Below are 15,214 nucleotides of genomic sequence, written 5' to 3' on the forward strand. Positions count from 1 at the left end.
TCCGGCCGATCAATCGATATTGGGGATACGTTGCCCACCTTGCGCTACCCTCTTTGCATGAACGTTTGCATAGATAATCAAAACGGGGCGCTAGTTTAACACGCCCCGTCCAGCGCTGAAGGGGGCAACGCAGGAATTACAGCGAGGGCACCTCGGCACCGCGCAACTCGGCGTAAAGGTCAGGGTAGGCCAATTGGAGACGTTCCAGCTCCTGCTCCGCGCCATCCGGCAGTGCCTGGCGCAGCTCTTCCAGCTCGTCGGAGGTGAAGTGCTGGTCGATCAGCGGGAACAGCCCTTCCCGCTCGTGGCGCAGATAGGCGCGGTGCGCTTCCAGATACGCCTTCAGGTCGTCTGCGAAACGGTCCATGGGTAGAATGTTGTCCATGAGGATCATGTCGATATCATGGGACAGGCGCATCAACCGAGGCTTGAGCTCACGGTAGTCATCGGCCATTTGGGTCATCAGCGGCTGATGCTCCGGCGCTTGAACCTGTAGCCGCTCGACACAGATCCGCTCCAGAGGTGCGGCAAAACCATCCATGTAAGACAAGATGTAGTCGACTACTTCACGCATCAGTTGAAAATCCGGGCGCTCTCCGTCAGCCAGCGTTTTATGCCTGAGCTGAAGCACATGCAGCATGCGCGCCATATTGGCATGATCCAGACGCAGTTGGTTTAACATCGTGCCGTCTCCTTTGATAAGTGTCATACCTCATGCCTCCCCTACAGAAGCCAAGGTACGCGACCATGAGCAGGGTTCTACTACACTAGCGTTAATCCTTGTCTTGCGCCTGGGGGTTTGACCAACCAACGCCGAACGTCCCAGTCACGCCAAAAGGTAGCCTGACGCAGCGCTATTTACCACAGACACTTGTTAAGCGTTGAATGTTCAACGTAACGATTTACAACGGAAGTTGCCATGGATCTTTTTGATACTCACTCCACCGAAGAGGCACCGCTTGCTTACCGCATGCGCCCCCTGACGCTGGACGAATACGTTGGCCAGCAGGCATTGGTGGGGCCAGGCAAGCCGCTGCGCCGCATGGCCGAATCGGGTGTCGTTCGCTCGATGATTCTTTGGGGGCCACCCGGCGTGGGCAAGACCACCCTGGCCGAACTGCTGGCCCGCGCCTCCGACACGCACCTGGAGCATTTGAGTGCCGTGATGGCCGGGGTCAAGGAGATTCGGCTGGTGGTCGACGGCGCCCGCCAGCAGCAGACACCCACGTTGCTGTTTCTGGACGAAATTCATCGGCTCAACAAGAGCCAGCAGGACGCGCTGCTGCCCCACGTGGAGTCAGGGCTGCTGACCCTGATCGGCGCGACCACGGAAAACCCCTCCTTCGAGGTGAATTCGGCGCTGCTTTCTCGTGCTCGGGTCTACGTGCTCAAATCGCTCTCTCAGCAAGAGCTGATACAGGTGATGCAGCAGGCTCTCGACAGCGACAGCCGAGGGCTCGGCAAACGGCGCATTCAGGTGGAATCGGGGGTGCTGGAAGCACTGGCCCACGCCAGCGCTGGCGATGCCCGGCGGGCTCTGGGGCTACTGGAGACGGCCTGCGACTTCACCGACACCGTCGAAGGCCATGAAGTGCTGCGTAAAGCGGTACTGGCCGACGTGGTGGGCCATCAGGCCAGCGCCTTCGACAAACAGGGGGATGCCTACTACGACCTGCTCTCGGCCATTCACAAGTCGGTTCGCTCATCGCGCCCGGACGCCGCCCTGCTGTACATGGCACGCTTTCTTCAGGGAGGCGGTGACCCGCTGGATATCGTGCGCCGTTTGACGGCCATTGCCTCGGAAGATGTGGGCAATGCCGACCCGCGGGCACTGCCACTGGTGATCGCCGCCTGGGATGCCTACCTGCGGCTGGGTGATTACGAAGGCCAGCGCGCCATTGCCCATGCCGCCATTCACCTGGCGGTGGCCCCCAAGAGCAACCGGATCGACCAGGCCTGGAAAAGTGCTCGACAGTTCGTGGCACAGCAGCCTCAGCTGGAAGTCCCCGGCTATCTGCGTAACGCCCCGACCAAGCTCATGGAGCAATTGGGCCATGGGCAAGGCTACCGTTACGCCCATCACGAGCCCCACGGCTACCCGGCCGGTAGCGCACACGACTGCTGGCCAGACGAGATACCGGCCGCCCGCTTTTACGAACCCAGTGAGCTGGGTCAGGAGAAGCGCTTTGCCGAGATCATGGCGTGGCGAGCACAGCAGGACCAACAAGCAGATCAGGCACCCGAAGGTGCCTGATCAAGATACGCTCAGCGAGATACGCTGAGCGGAAAGAGCGTTTTAAACAGCAAGCACGCTGCCTACCACTCTTCACGGATGACGTCGGTGCCGTCCGGGATGTCGAAATCGAACAGGCTGCGGTCGATGCTGCCATTGCGGGTGATATCGCTGAAGGTGATCGAAGTACGCTGCCCGGTGCTGTCCATCATCCACAGCTCGGTCAGGGTTTGCTGGTCAAACACCATGCTGAGCTCTTCGAACAGCGTATCGGCAGAGGTGGGAATCAGCGTAAAGACGTCATCGCCATCCTGCTGCTCGTAGAACACGTCGTAGCTGGCCGTCAGCTCGGTGGCACTTCCGGAAAGCAGTAGCGCCGGCGTGTGCGTGACACGGTCATCCATGGCCTGAACGGTGACCTGCTCCAGGTCCGGGTCGTACAGGTAAACGTCTTCCCCATCGGACACGACGGTTTGCGAATAGGGAGCGTCGACTTCCCAGCGCAGCAAGCCAGGACGTGACAGCCACATTTCGCCATGAGCACTTTGCAGGCGCTGGCCGCTGCCATCGAGAATCCGCTGCTCGAAGCTGGCATGGTAGTTCTCGAGAGGGTCGAGACGCTCGGTGAGGCGCTCGGCCGCTTCGTTGGCCCAAGCCATGGGTGCGGCAAAGGTAAGCCCCAGTGCGCTAGCAGCCAATGCCAATGCAGGCGAGCGACGTTGAGTAGGTTCGCGCATAGTGATTCTCCCTAGGCAGTCATTGCCAAAAGCGGATGAGGCACGGAGCAAGCGCTGCTCCTGATGCCATTCAGACGCGAAAGACGCCGCAGGGTTGCACCTGCGGCGCGACTTTCACGCTTGTTGCATGATTGACGAATACCGATGGCTCAATGGCCCACCGGCGGCGGCGCCAGCACCTCGCGGGAACCGTTACCCCCCATGGAGGAGACCACGCCCGCCCCTTCCATGGCTTCCACCAGGCGTGCCGCGCGGTTGTAGCCAATCTTGAAACGGCGCTGAACCGCCGAGATGGACGCCTTGCGCGTTTCCGTGACGAACTGGACCGCCTCATCGTACAGCGCATCCTGCTCGGCATCGTCGCCCTCCACGCCTTCGGCTTCGAGCCCCGTCAGCGCGTCGGCAGAGACACCGCCCGAGAGAATCTCGTCGATGTACTCCGGCTCACCGCGTCGCTTCCAGTCATCGACGACCCGGTGCACCTCGTCGTCATCCACGAACGCGCCATGGACACGATTGGGCGGGCCAGACCCGGCCGGCAGGTAGAGCATGTCGCCATGCCCCAGCAGGCTCTCTGCACCGCCCTGGTCGAGAATGGTGCGCGAGTCGATCCGTGACGATACCTGGAACGCCATCCGCGAGGGAATATTGGCCTTGATCAAGCCCGTCACCACATCCACCGAGGGGCGCTGGGTGGCCAGAATCAGGTGGATACCGGCCGCCCGTGCTTTCTGGGCCAGCCGGGCAATCAGCTCCTCCACCTTCTTGCCCACGATCATGAACATGTCGGCGAATTCGTCGATGACCACCACGATATAGGGCAGTTTTTCCAGTATCGGGGGCGTCTGGTGCATCTCCCAGGGCTCCGGCTCCCACAGGGGGTCCGCCACCTGGGCACCGGCACGAGCGGCCTCCTCCAGCCGACCATTGAAGCCCGCAATGTTGCGCACCCCCATGGCAGCCATCAGCTTGTAACGACGCTCCATTTCCGCCACGCACCAGCGCAGGCTGTTGGCGGCCTCTTTCATGTCCGTCACCACGGGGGCCAGCAGATGCGGTATGCCATCGTACACCGACAGCTCCAGCATCTTGGGGTCGACCATGATCAGCTTCAGCTCGTCAGGCTTGGCCTTCAGCAGCATCGAGATCAGCATCGCATTGACCCCGACTGACTTACCCGACCCCGTGGTACCGGCCACCAGCAGATGCGGCATCTTGCCCAGGTTGGCGACCACGGGCCCGCCACCGATGTCCTGGCCCAAGGCCATGGTCAGCGGTGAGCTCTCCTGCTGGTAGCGATCGGAGTCGATCACTTCGCGCAGCCGAATCATGGCCCGATGAGGGTTGGGTATTTCGATACCGACCGTAGGACGGCCCGGAATGACCTCGACCACGCGCACGCTTTTCACCATCAGCGAACGCGCTAGGTCCTTGGCCAGGTTACTGATCTTGGAGACCTTCACCCCGGCGGCTGGCTTGATTTCGAAACGCGTGATGACAGGCCCAGGCCAAGTGTCCACCACTTCTGCCTTGACCCCGTATTCACGCAGCCGGACTTCCAGCAGCTCGGCCATGTCCGCCAGCTGCTCGTCGGTATAGTTGGGCTGATGGGGCTCGGGCGGGGTCAGCAGTTGCAGGCTGGGCACCTCCCCCTCGGGCTCGGCGTGGGTCTCGAAACTGGGCCGCTGGCTCTGCAGATGCTCGACGGTCCACAGCGTAGGGCCGTTATCGGGCTCTGCCTGCGGCGACGTATCTGCCGCCAAGGTTGGCTCATGGCGTGGCCCTGCCGCCACCGGTGCTGGGCTGACGGGCAGCTCTTCGTCATCCTCGTCCCATACCGGCTCGGGCACGACCTCGGGCACCCGCTCGCGGCGTGGCTCTGCCGCCAAGCGCACCGGGGTCGGTTCAGCCGGTGTCGATGCAGCCAGATGTTCGGGAACGACGGCCAGCGGCGCCTCCTGGTGTGTCTCATCGTCCGGGTCGCGGGCGCTCAGCGACGTGGGCGCGGCCAGCGCGGCATCGTCTTCTCGGGAGGCCCTCAGCGGCGCCTCCTCAGACACTGGCTCATCGGCCACGGATTCAGCGAGAGCTGGCTCATCGACTGTCGGCTCGTCAATCTTTGAGTCGGGCGCTGAGGTGTCAGCCTCTTCCGGCTCTGCAAAGCGCAAACTCGGCTCTCGCGGCGCCTTGACGGGCTCGGAAGAAGCGGATGGCTGCTGAGCGGGCGCTGTCGGCTGCGACGCGGCAGACGGCGTCTCCGTGGCGGAAAACGACATCATTGGTTCACGAGGCGGCTCGACCGGCTCCTTGACGAGCTCCTTGGCAGGCACTGCGGCCTCGGGAGCGGCCTCTTCCTGCACGGGCGCAACAGGCGCCTGGGAAGCAGGCTCGGGGCTCGGTGCCGATGAGGCGCTCGACGGTGCAGCATGGCGCTCGCTCAACACGGCCGCTGCTTCCCAAGGAATGGAGGTATCGCTATCGGGAGCCGTTGCCGTAAAACTGGGTTCGCGGCGCTCACGACGCGGAGCAGGTGAGCGCTCGCTTACTTCATCATCGCCACGGCGGGCTGAAATGGGTGCACTGCTGCCCTGTGGTTCAGGCGTGGCATAGAAGGCATCGTCCGGGTCGGGTTCTGGGTCGGTACTGGTATCGCTAGGCTCGACCCAGGAGCGCTGTTTCACTTTGCTGGCCGCGGCTTTTCCTGCCGCGCGAACGGCAGCACGCTCGGCACGCTTTTCGCGGCTTTTGGCACGACGCGCACCGAACCAGCCACCTACTCGACAAAGCCTGCGCCCTACTTCATCGGCCACCTGCAGCCAGGAAGTACCGCTGAACAGCGGAAAGCCGATCAGAATCAACGCCGCAGCAATCAAGCCCACGCCACCGCTGCCCACCAGCGGTTTCAGCGTACCCACCAGCCCTTCTCCCAGAATGCCACCAGAGGCGTAGGGCAAAATGCTGTTCGGGTGATAAAAATGCAGTGCGCCCAGCGTGGTGGTGCCAAACATCAGCAACACGAGGCCACCCGCGCGCACGGCAATGGCCACCGGATCCAGCTCGAAACGCACTTGGCGCGAGCGCATCAACCACCAGGCCGAATAACCGAACATGCCTGGCCACCACAGAGCGCTGGCCCCCAACAGTGAATAGAGCACATCGGCCAGCCAGGCGCCGACCGGGCCCATCCAGTTACGCACCTGTGTTTCAGGGCCCTGGTAGGACCAACCCGGATCGGCCGGGTGATAGCTAAACAGTGATAACAGCAAGAAGACGCAGATGGCCAGCATCACCACCACCACGCCTTCGCGTACCGAGCCCTGCAGACGCAAGCCGAACCGGCGCGCCTTATCCTTTGCAGCCGTGACACGCGTCGATGAACGAGATGGTGACTGGCGCGCGTTACGCTGCGTTCGCTTGTCTACCGCCTTATTTACTTTCAAGCGATTCTCCCTTTACACCACATTGGTGTCTTTAATCCACTTGCGAGTTTGCATCATACCGAGCATCCTTCCGCCGTCACAGCGCTTCTAATCAAGCTACTCGTCACAGGAGCAAGCGATGCTACCCTGGCTCTCCTCGCCAACCCCCTTTTTCCCGTCGACCGAGCAGGCATTGGCGTCACCCAACGGCCTGCTGGCTGCCGGTGGAGAGCTTACACCAGCGTGGCTGGTCGAGGCTTACCGAAAGGGTATTTTTCCCTGGTACAGCGATGACGACCCCATTTTGTGGTGGAGCCCGGACCCACGCATGGTGCTGTTGCCTGCACAGTTTAAGCTACGTCGCAGCTTAGCTAAACGCCTGCGCCATGGTGGCTTCAGTGTGACGCGGGATCAACACTTTTTAGCCGTGCTGGATGCCTGCGCGGCGCCGCGCCGGGGCGAACCCGGCACCTGGATCAACGCCGAGATGCGCCACGCGTATCACACCCTGCATACTCTGGGCATCGCCCATAGCATCGAGGTACATCAGGACGGGCACTTGGTGGGTGGCCTGTATGGCCTGGCCATGGGGCCGGTGTTCTTCGGCGAATCCATGTTCTCGCGCGCGCCCGATGGCTCCAAGATCGCTCTCGCCCACCTGGCATATGCCATGCAGTCCCATGGCGGCCAGCTGATCGATTGCCAGATGCACACCCCCCACTTGGCCAGCCTGGGCGCAACAACAGTCGCTCGCCGCACGTTCATCAACTATCTTGAACAGTGGTTACCGGAAAAAACATTCTGCTTACCCTCAACCCCTGATCAGACGCCTGTCGTGCCCGCCTCGCCCTGGCTTGATGCGCTGCCGAATGCCATCGAGGCGAGATGATGGCGTCACTGTCCACTCAAGGAGGCAAGCCGTGAGTAGTAACGCTCCTCGCCGCCCCGTGCGGGATCTGCGCTTCTTCCTGACCGTTCCTCATGCCTGCAGCTACCTTCCCGACAAGGAAGCGACCACGCTGTTTCTCGACCCACAGGAGTCGCCTGTACCCGGGGTATACGACTCGCTATCTCTGCTAGGGTTTCGTCGCAGCGGGCGACACTTGTACCGCCCACACTGCGAAGGCTGCAATGCATGTCGTTCGGTGCGCATTCCCGTCAACGGCTTCAAGCCCAACCGCACCCAGCGCAAGGTTTGGCAACGTAATACGGATATCACGGTGCGCGTCATGCCCGCCCACTTCGACCCCGGCCACTACGCGCTGTACGCCGATTACATTCGGTTGCGCCATGCCGACGGCGACATGTACCCGCCCAGTCGTGACCAGTACCGTACTTTCCTGACGCTGCAGGAGCCCTACGCCCATCTGATGGAGCTGCGCCTCGAGGATGAGCTGGTGGCCGTGGCCGCGTTCGATCAGCTGGAGCACGGCTTGTCGGCCATTTATACGTTTTTCAAAGTGGACGACGCACTGGAGAAACGCTCGCTGGGCACCTACGCCATCCTGCAGCTCATCGCGCTTTGTGAAAGCAGACAGTTGCCGCACCTTTACCTGGGCTACTGGATCGAGGAGTGCCGCAAAATGCGCTACAAGCAGGCATTCTCACCCATCGAGGTACTGGACGGGCGTCATTGGCGGCCTTTAATTCGCTAAACAGGCCAGCTTTTTTGCCTTGACGCCAGGCTTACGGCACAATATAGCGCTGTTCCTGAGCGCCTCGGCGTTTGCCGATGCGCGATGAGTGAATTTCTGACCAACCACGACGTAAAAAAGTGAGGATCTGCCTAATATGGCACGCGAAGATCATATTGAAATGGAAGGCGTTATTGTCGATACCCTTCCCAACACCATGTTCCGTGTAGAGCTGGAAAACGGCCATGTGGTCACTGCCCACATCTCTGGCAAGATGCGTAAAAACTACATCCGCATCCTGACCGGCGACAAGGTCAAGGTCGAACTGACGCCCTACGACCTCTCCAAAGGCCGCATCGTTTATCGCTCGCGCTAATCGCCTGCAGGCAACGCAGTTTCTTGCCTGCGCTTTACCCCCCTGCCTTTCTCTGCAGGCTGTACCGCACTTGCCGTACTGCCACGGTAGCGCCGTATAGTGCCGTACTGCATCGCGCTTTACCGTAATGCGCCGCTCGCTAAAAACGACAACGCCCCGTCGAAGACAGGGCGCTGCGTGTCGTAGGAACCGCGCCCGTCAGGGCGCGTCCGCCATCTCCGTCTCGGTGGAGAGATGCAGTTCCCCCTCCTCCAGACTGACATGTACGATGCCTCCCTGCTCGGCCAACTCGCCAAACAGGATCATCTCGGCCAACGGCTTCTTGAGCTTCTCCTGAATCAAGCGAGCCATAGGACGGGCGCCCATGTCCGGGTCATAGCCTTTCTCTGCCAGCCAGTCGCGGGCGATATCGTCCACGTCCAGCTGCACACGCTTCTCGTCCAACTGCGCCTGTAGCTCGATCAGGAACTTGTCGACGACGTTGCGTACCACCGAGGTCGGCAAAGCATGGAACTGAATGATGCCGTCCAGGCGGTTGCGGAACTCGGGTGAGAAAGTACGGCGGATGACCTCCATGGCATCGGTGGAGTGATCCTGACTCTGGAAGCCAATGGAGCGCCGTGACGCCTGCTCGGCCCCTGCGTTGGACGTCATGATCAGGATGACATGGCGGAAATCGGCTTCGCGCCCGTTGTTGTCGGTGAGGCGACCGTGATCCATGACCTGCAGCAGCAGGTTGAAGACTTCAGGATGCGCCTTTTCGATCTCATCGAGCAGCAGCACGCAGTGCGGCTGTTTGGTGACGGCCTCGGTCAACAAGCCACCCTGGTCATATCCCACGTAGCCGGGAGGTGCGCCAATCAGACGCGACACCGTATGACGCTCCATGTACTCGGACATGTCGAAGCGTACCAGCTCGATCCCCATGATGTGCGCCAGCTGCTTGGCCACTTCCGTCTTGCCCACGCCGGTCGGGCCAGCGAACAGGAAGCTGCCCACTGGTTTGTCAGGAGATTTCAGCCCGGCGCGCGACAGCTTGATGGCGGCCGACAGCGTGTCGATGGCTTCGTCCTGGCCGAATACCAGCATTTTCAGGTCGCGATCCAGCTTCTCGAGCAGTTTACGATCCGAACTCGACACGCTCTTGGGCGGTATGCGGGCAATTGACGCCACCACGGCTTCGACCTGCTCCACATCGATGGTTTTGGCACGCACTTCCGGCGGCAGCATGCGCTGATGCGCACCAGCCTCGTCGATGACATCGATGGCCTTGTCGGGCAGATGACGATCATTGATGTAGCGATCCGCCAGACGAGCGGCACTCTCCAGCGCACCGTCGGTGTACTTCAGCTCGTGATGCTCTTCGAAGCGCGAACGCAGCCCCTTGAGAATCTTGATGGTATCTTCCACCGAGGGCGCCAGCACATCGACCTTCTGGAAGCGACGCGCCAGGGCACGGTCTTTTTCGAAGATGCCGCGGAACTCCTGGAAGGTGGTCGAACCGATGCAGCGCAGTTCGCCCGACGAGAGCAGCGGCTTCAACAAGTTGGAGGCATCCATGACGCCACCGGACGCTGCCCCTGCGCCGATCACCGTATGAATCTCATCGATGAACAGAATGGCATTGGGCTGCTTGCGCAGCTCGCCCAGCAGGCTCTTCAAGCGTTTTTCGAAGTCGCCGCGGTATTTGGTGCCGGCCAGCAGCGCGCCCATGTCGAGGGAGTAGACGACGGCATCGGCAATCACGTCCGGTACGTCTTCTTCGACGATACGCTTGGCCAGCCCTTCGGCAATGGCCGTCTTGCCCACGCCCGCCTCACCCACCAGCAGCGGGTTGTTCTTGCGACGACGGGCCAGAATCTGCACGACGCGCTCGAGCTCGTGGTCACGACCGATCAGCGGATCGATCTTGCCCTGGCGCGCCTGCTCGTTGAGGTTGGTGGCATAGCCGGTCAGCGGATGGGCCGCCCCTTCGGCACTGCCCTCCTCGGCATCATCGCTCTCTTGTGAAGAAGGTGATGGCGATGGACCGTGACCCGACACTTTGGAAATGCCGTGAGCGATGTAATTGACGGCATCTACCCGCGCAACGCTCTGCTGCTTGAGGAAATAGACCGCCTGGCTCTCCTGCTCGGAGAAGATCGCCACCAGCACGTTGGCGCCGGTCACTTCGCTCTTGCCCGAGGATTGGACGTGGAATACGGCACGCTGCAGCACACGCTGGAAACCAAGCGTAGGCTGCGTTTCGCGGTCGCCCTGCCCTTCCGGGATCAGCGGCGTGGTCGAGTTGATGAAATCCTGCAGATCGGACCGCAGCTTGTCGAGGTTTGCCCCGCACGCCTTCAGTACATCGACCGCCGAGGCATTGTCCAGCAGCGCCAGGAGCAGATGTTCGACGGTCATGAATTCGTGGCGCTTCGAGCGAGCCACGGTGAAGGCCGTGTTCAGGGTCAGTTCAAGTTCTTTGCTCAGCATGGCAGTCCCCTTTTCGCTACTACCTAGGGCATGTCGCCACCTAGGGCTTGCGTCGGATCAGTTTAATCGACCGGCACTTTCAACATCGGGTACAAATGGTGTGGTTGCAAGCCCCAAGGCTACTTTTTTTCAACGCTGCATGCGGTGCAGCATGATCAATCCGCAGCCTCGATGTCGCTCATCAGCGGGTGCTCGCACTCACGGGCATACTCATTCACCTGATAACTCTTCGTTTCTGCAATGTCGCGGGTAAAGATGCCGCAGGTTGCCTTCCCCTGGGTATGCACCGCCAACATCACTTGTACGGCTTTTTCATTATCCATATTGAAAAAGCCCTGCAGTATTTCGACGACGAATTCCATCGGCGTGTAGTCGTCATTATGCAGCACTACCTTGTACAGAGGCGGCTGGGCCAGCGCAGGCTCGGCGGGCTGTACGGCCAGGTCATCTTCGTACTCGGGCATACCAGGACGCGTCATGCCTGCATGCAGAGTCGCTGTCACGTCCAGAGGGTGTGTATTAGGCATAAGTCACGTGCATCATCTTCTTGCTGCTGACAGTCAGGGCCTTGGATCAATTCAAAGACGAGGCTTTTACAGTCCAGGCTTCTACAGACTGTACACCTATGTATAAGACGCCTGCCATCAACAAGGGTTCATGAAAGGTAAAAAATTATCACACAGGAGAGAATAAAAAACCCTCGCCCGCAAGGCGGGCGAGGGATCGATCAGCCGTTGAAGCGCGACGGCTCAGCGCATGATCAGCCCTTGGACACCATGGCCAGCGCGTCGTTGAGGGTCTTGCTCGGGCGCATGGCCTGGCTGGCCAGCTCACCGTTGGGGTGGAAGTATCCCTGGATATCCACCGGCTGCCCCTGCACGCTGTTCAGCTCATCAACGATGGCGCTCTCGTTGGCTTGCAGCGTCTCGGCCAGACGTCCAAACAGGGATTTCAGTTCGGCGTCCTGGTCCTGAGAGGCCAGTGCTTCTGCCCAGTACATTGCCAGGTAGAAGTGGCTGCCACGGTTATCCAGCTCGCCCACTTTACGCGATGGCGACTTGTTGCTGTCGAGGAACTTGCCGTTGGCCTCGTCCAGCGCCTTGGCCAGCAGAGATGCACGGGCGTTGCCGAAGGTGCTGCCCAGGTGCTCCAGCGAGGCAGCCAGCGCCAGGAACTCGCCCAGCGAGTCCCAACGCAGGTGGTTCTCTTCCAGGAACTGCTGAACGTGCTTCGGTGCAGAGCCGCCCGCGCCGGTCTCGAACAGACCGCCGCCGTTCATCAGCGGCACGATAGAGAGCATCTTGGCGCTGGTGCCCAGCTCCATGATCGGGAACAGGTCGGTGAGGTAGTCGCGCAGCACGTTACCGGTGACGGAGATGGTGTCTTCGCCCTTGCGGATACGCTCCAGGGAAACCTTCATGGCATCGACCGGCGCCAGGATACGGATATCCAGACCCGCCGTGTCGTGCTCTTTCAGGTAGGCCTCGACCTTCTTGATCAGCTGCGCATCGTGAGCGCGGTTGGCGTCCAGCCAGAACAGTGCCGGAGCACCGCTGGCGCGGGCACGGGTAACGGCCAGCTTGACCCAGTCCTGGATCGGCGCGTCTTTGGTCTGGCACATGCGCCAGATATCGCCGGCTTCCACGCTGTGGCTGAACAGCGTCTGGCCTGCGTCGTCGGTCACCACTACGGTGCCATCGGCCGGCATCTGGAAGGTCTTGTCGTGAGAACCGTACTCTTCGGCTTTCTGGGCCATCAGACCCACGTTGGGCACGCTGCCCATGGTGGTGGGGTCGAAGGCGCCGTGCTGCTTGCAGTCCTCGATCACCGCCTGGTAGATGGTGGCGTAGCAGCGGTCCGGGATCACTGCCTTGGTATCCTGCAGCTCGTCGTTGGCGTTCCACATCTTGCCGGAATCGCGGATCATCGCTGGCATGGAAGCATCGATGATGACATCGCTGGGCACGTGCAGGTTGGTGATGCCTTTGTGGGAGTTGACCATGGCCATGGCGGGACGCTGCTGGTAGAGCGCATCCACGTCGGCCTTGATGGCATCCTGCTGGTCGCCGGGCAGCTTCTCGATGGCGCTGTACAGGTCACCGATACCGCTGTTCGGGTTGAAGCCTGCGCTCTTCAGCGCTTCGGCATGCTTCTCCAGCACGTCCTTGTAGAACTCTTCGACCACGATGCCGAACATGATCGGGTCGGACACCTTCATCATGGTGGCCTTCAGGTGCAGCGAGAACAGCACACCGCTTTGCTGGGCATCGCTGATCTGGCTGGCGATGAAGCTGCGCAGACGACGGCTGCTCATGCTGGCAGCGTCGATGACTTCGCCTGCTTTTACCGCCAGGCCCTCTTTCAGCACGACGCTGCCGCCATCTTTCTGCTGCAGTTCGATCTTCAACGTGCCCGCTTTTTCCATGACCGCCGACTGTTCGCTGCCGTAGAAATCGCCTTCGCTCATGTGAGCGACGTGGGATTTGGAGTCGGCGCTCCAGGCACCCATGCGATGCGGGTACTTGCGGGCGTAGTTCTTGACCGACTTCGGCGCACGGCGGTCAGAGTTGCCTTCACGCAGAACCGGGTTGACGGCACTGCCCTTGGCCTTGTCGTAACGTGCCTTGATGGAGGCTTCTTCGTCGTTCTTGGGCTCTTCAGGATACTCGGGCAGCGGGTAACCCTGGCTCTGCAGCTCTTTGATGGTCGCTTTCAGCTGCGGGCCAGACGCACTGATGTTGGGCAGCTTGATGATGTTGGCTTCCGGCGTGGTGGCCAGTTGGCCCAGCTCTGCCAGGTCATCGCTGACCCGCTGTTCGTCGCTCAATACGTCCGGGAACTGCGCCAGGACACGCGCCGCCAGAGAGATATCGCGGGTTTCCACTTCGACACCGGCCGAGTCGGTGAAGGCATCAATAATCGGTAACAAGGAGTAGGTAGCGAGCGCAGGAGCTTCATCGGTGAGCGTATAAATGATCTTCGGCGTTTTAGACATTTTGCGTTAACCTCTTCTTTTCAGTCGCTGTGATTATAAAAAATCCTGAGCTACGCGGCTCATACAACGAATAGCCTTGCCGCGAAGCGGGTGGAGCATCCTGTATGCGCTGCCCCTATGGTCACTCGGTGGTAAAACGACGCCGGTACATCTCAAACGGCTGCGCCGGAGTATACCAGCGCTGCACTTTAATCGCATGAGCGATTGTCGACAAATCAACTGACCTGCTATTCGAGACCATGAGCACGCTATATTTACTGCACAAGCCCTACCGAATGCTTTCCCAGTTTACCGACCGGGAAGGCCGCGCCACCCTGGCCGACGTGATCAGCGTGCCCGGGGTCTACGCCGCAGGTCGGCTGGATTACGACTCCGAAGGCCTGCTGCTGCTCAGCGATGATGGTGCCTTGATTCACCGCATTGCCCACCCTCGCCACAAGCAGCCCAAGACCTACTGGGTACAGCTGGAAGGCCAGCTCACCGACGACGCCCTTCACGGGTTGCGCTCCGGGCTGATGCTCAAGGATGGCCCGACGCTGCCCGCCAAGGCGCGGCGCATGGCGCCCCCCGACCTGCCTGAGCGAACCCCCGCCGTCGACCCCAAACGGCACCCGGTGACCAGCTGGCTGGAGCTGACCATCAGTGAAGGCCGCAACCGCCAGGTACGCCGCATGACGGCGGAGGTAGGCTTCCCTACCCTGCGCCTGATACGCGCGGCCATTGGGCCTTGGCGGCTGGAGGGGCTGGCGCCCGGCGAGTGGCGCAAGGAAACCCTCCACGCGCCGCGTCAGGCACCGGCCAAAACGGCACGCACCCGCCCAACTCGGAGAAAGCCGCGATGAGCCGCCCGATCATTCGCAGCACGGTGGCCTGCGTGATTCGCGAAGGGGAGCACTTCCTGATGGTCGAAGAGGACAAGGGTGGCCCGCTGACGCTGTTCAACCAGCCCGCGGGCCATATCGAACTGGGTGAAGGCCCGATGGCCGCCATGCTTCGCGAAGTTCGGGAAGAGACCGCCTGGCACGTTTCACTCACCGGCTACCTGGGCCTCTACGTGCTGCATACCGAACAGGGCGATACCTTTCACAGCCACGGCTTCGTGGCCACGCCGCGCCACTCGCTCGGCACACCGCTGGATAACGACATACTGGCCACCCACTGGTTGACCCGCGCCGAGATCGCCACGCTGGCCAGCGAGCGTCGGCTACGCAGCCCGCTGGTGCTCCAGCGTATCGACGATGCCCTGGCAGGTCGCCACTACTCGCTGGACGTGATCCGCGAGTGAAGCACTCGAAGCATCCGGCTCCCATCGTGTATAATCGCCGCCCACTTGCATACCACTTCA

12 protein-coding genes are annotated in these 15,214 nt (G+C 61.1%); 6 read left to right on the forward strand and 6 right to left on the reverse strand.

Annotated features, from left to right (window positions below; all coding sequences use genetic code 11):
* Window positions 1–136: 136 nt before the first annotated feature.
* Complete coding sequence (locus IE061_RS00700; RefSeq protein ID WP_039176212.1) at window positions 137–682, reverse strand: hemerythrin domain-containing protein; 546 nt, start codon at window positions 680–682, stop codon at window positions 137–139.
* A gap of 237 nt (window positions 683–919) precedes the next feature.
* Between IE061_RS00700 and IE061_RS00705 the strand changes: the two genes are divergently transcribed.
* Window positions 920–2,254, forward strand: a complete 1,335-nt coding sequence (locus tag IE061_RS00705) for a replication-associated recombination protein A (RefSeq protein ID WP_189463726.1) — start codon at window positions 920–922, stop codon at window positions 2,252–2,254.
* 62 nt (window positions 2,255–2,316) lie between these two features.
* On the opposite strand, the gene lolA is transcribed toward IE061_RS00705, so the two are convergent.
* Complete coding sequence (gene lolA, locus IE061_RS00710; RefSeq protein WP_016914486.1) at window positions 2,317–2,970, reverse strand: outer membrane lipoprotein chaperone LolA; 654 nt, start codon at window positions 2,968–2,970, stop codon at window positions 2,317–2,319.
* Between the two features lie 149 nt (window positions 2,971–3,119).
* The gene (locus IE061_RS00715) at window positions 3,120–6,410 is read right to left on the reverse strand and encodes a DNA translocase FtsK (RefSeq protein WP_193460691.1); all 3,291 of its coding nucleotides are present in this window, start codon (window positions 6,408–6,410) and stop codon (window positions 3,120–3,122) included.
* A gap of 118 nt (window positions 6,411–6,528) precedes the next feature.
* Between IE061_RS00715 and aat the strand changes: the two genes are divergently transcribed.
* The 3 genes from aat to infA all read left to right on the forward strand — a co-directional run bounded on the left by aat (window position 6,529) and on the right by infA (window position 8,399).
* The gene (aat, locus tag IE061_RS00720) at window positions 6,529–7,278 is read left to right on the forward strand and encodes a leucyl/phenylalanyl-tRNA--protein transferase (protein ID WP_193460692.1); all 750 of its coding nucleotides are present in this window, start codon (window positions 6,529–6,531) and stop codon (window positions 7,276–7,278) included.
* 31 nt (window positions 7,279–7,309) lie between these two features.
* On the forward strand, window positions 7,310–8,044 hold the full coding sequence (locus IE061_RS00725) for an arginyltransferase (protein WP_039176223.1): 735 nt from the start codon (window positions 7,310–7,312) through the stop codon (window positions 8,042–8,044).
* A 136-nt stretch (window positions 8,045–8,180) separates the two neighbouring features.
* Window positions 8,181–8,399 carry a translation initiation factor IF-1 gene (infA, locus tag IE061_RS00730; protein WP_007111068.1) on the forward strand — a complete coding sequence of 73 codons (219 nt, stop codon included), beginning with the start codon at window positions 8,181–8,183 and terminating at the stop codon, window positions 8,397–8,399.
* A 198-nt stretch (window positions 8,400–8,597) separates the two neighbouring features.
* On the opposite strand, the gene clpA is transcribed toward infA, so the two are convergent.
* The 3 genes from clpA to IE061_RS00745 all read right to left on the reverse strand — a co-directional run bounded on the left by clpA (window position 8,598) and on the right by IE061_RS00745 (window position 13,869).
* Window positions 8,598–10,874, reverse strand: a complete 2,277-nt coding sequence (gene clpA / locus IE061_RS00735; RefSeq protein WP_039176236.1) for an ATP-dependent Clp protease ATP-binding subunit ClpA — start codon at window positions 10,872–10,874, stop codon at window positions 8,598–8,600.
* A 155-nt stretch (window positions 10,875–11,029) separates the two neighbouring features.
* The gene (clpS, locus tag IE061_RS00740; protein ID WP_371317426.1) at window positions 11,030–11,353 is read right to left on the reverse strand and encodes an ATP-dependent Clp protease adapter ClpS; all 324 of its coding nucleotides are present in this window, start codon (window positions 11,351–11,353) and stop codon (window positions 11,030–11,032) included.
* Window positions 11,354–11,634: 281 nt separating this feature from the next.
* Entirely contained in the window at window positions 11,635–13,869 is a 2,235-nt protein-coding gene (locus IE061_RS00745) for an NADP-dependent isocitrate dehydrogenase (RefSeq protein WP_193460693.1), read from the reverse strand.
* A 239-nt stretch (window positions 13,870–14,108) separates the two neighbouring features.
* Here IE061_RS00745 and IE061_RS00750 point away from each other — a divergent pair, with 239 nt between their 5' ends.
* Window positions 14,109–14,711: a pseudouridine synthase gene (locus IE061_RS00750; protein ID WP_039176244.1), complete on the forward strand. Its 603-nt coding sequence runs from the start codon at window positions 14,109–14,111 to the stop codon at window positions 14,709–14,711.
* A complete protein-coding gene (locus tag IE061_RS00755; protein WP_193460694.1) occupies window positions 14,708–15,154 on the forward strand; it encodes an NUDIX domain-containing protein in 447 nt (148 codons plus the stop codon). The genes IE061_RS00750 and IE061_RS00755 overlap by 4 nt, the downstream gene beginning before the upstream one ends.
* Window positions 15,155–15,214 lie beyond the last annotated feature (60 nt).

Origin of the sequence: Vreelandella hamiltonii (assembly GCF_014651795.1) — a bacterium.
GTDB classification, from domain to species: Bacteria; Pseudomonadota; Gammaproteobacteria; order Pseudomonadales; family Halomonadaceae; genus Vreelandella; species Vreelandella hamiltonii.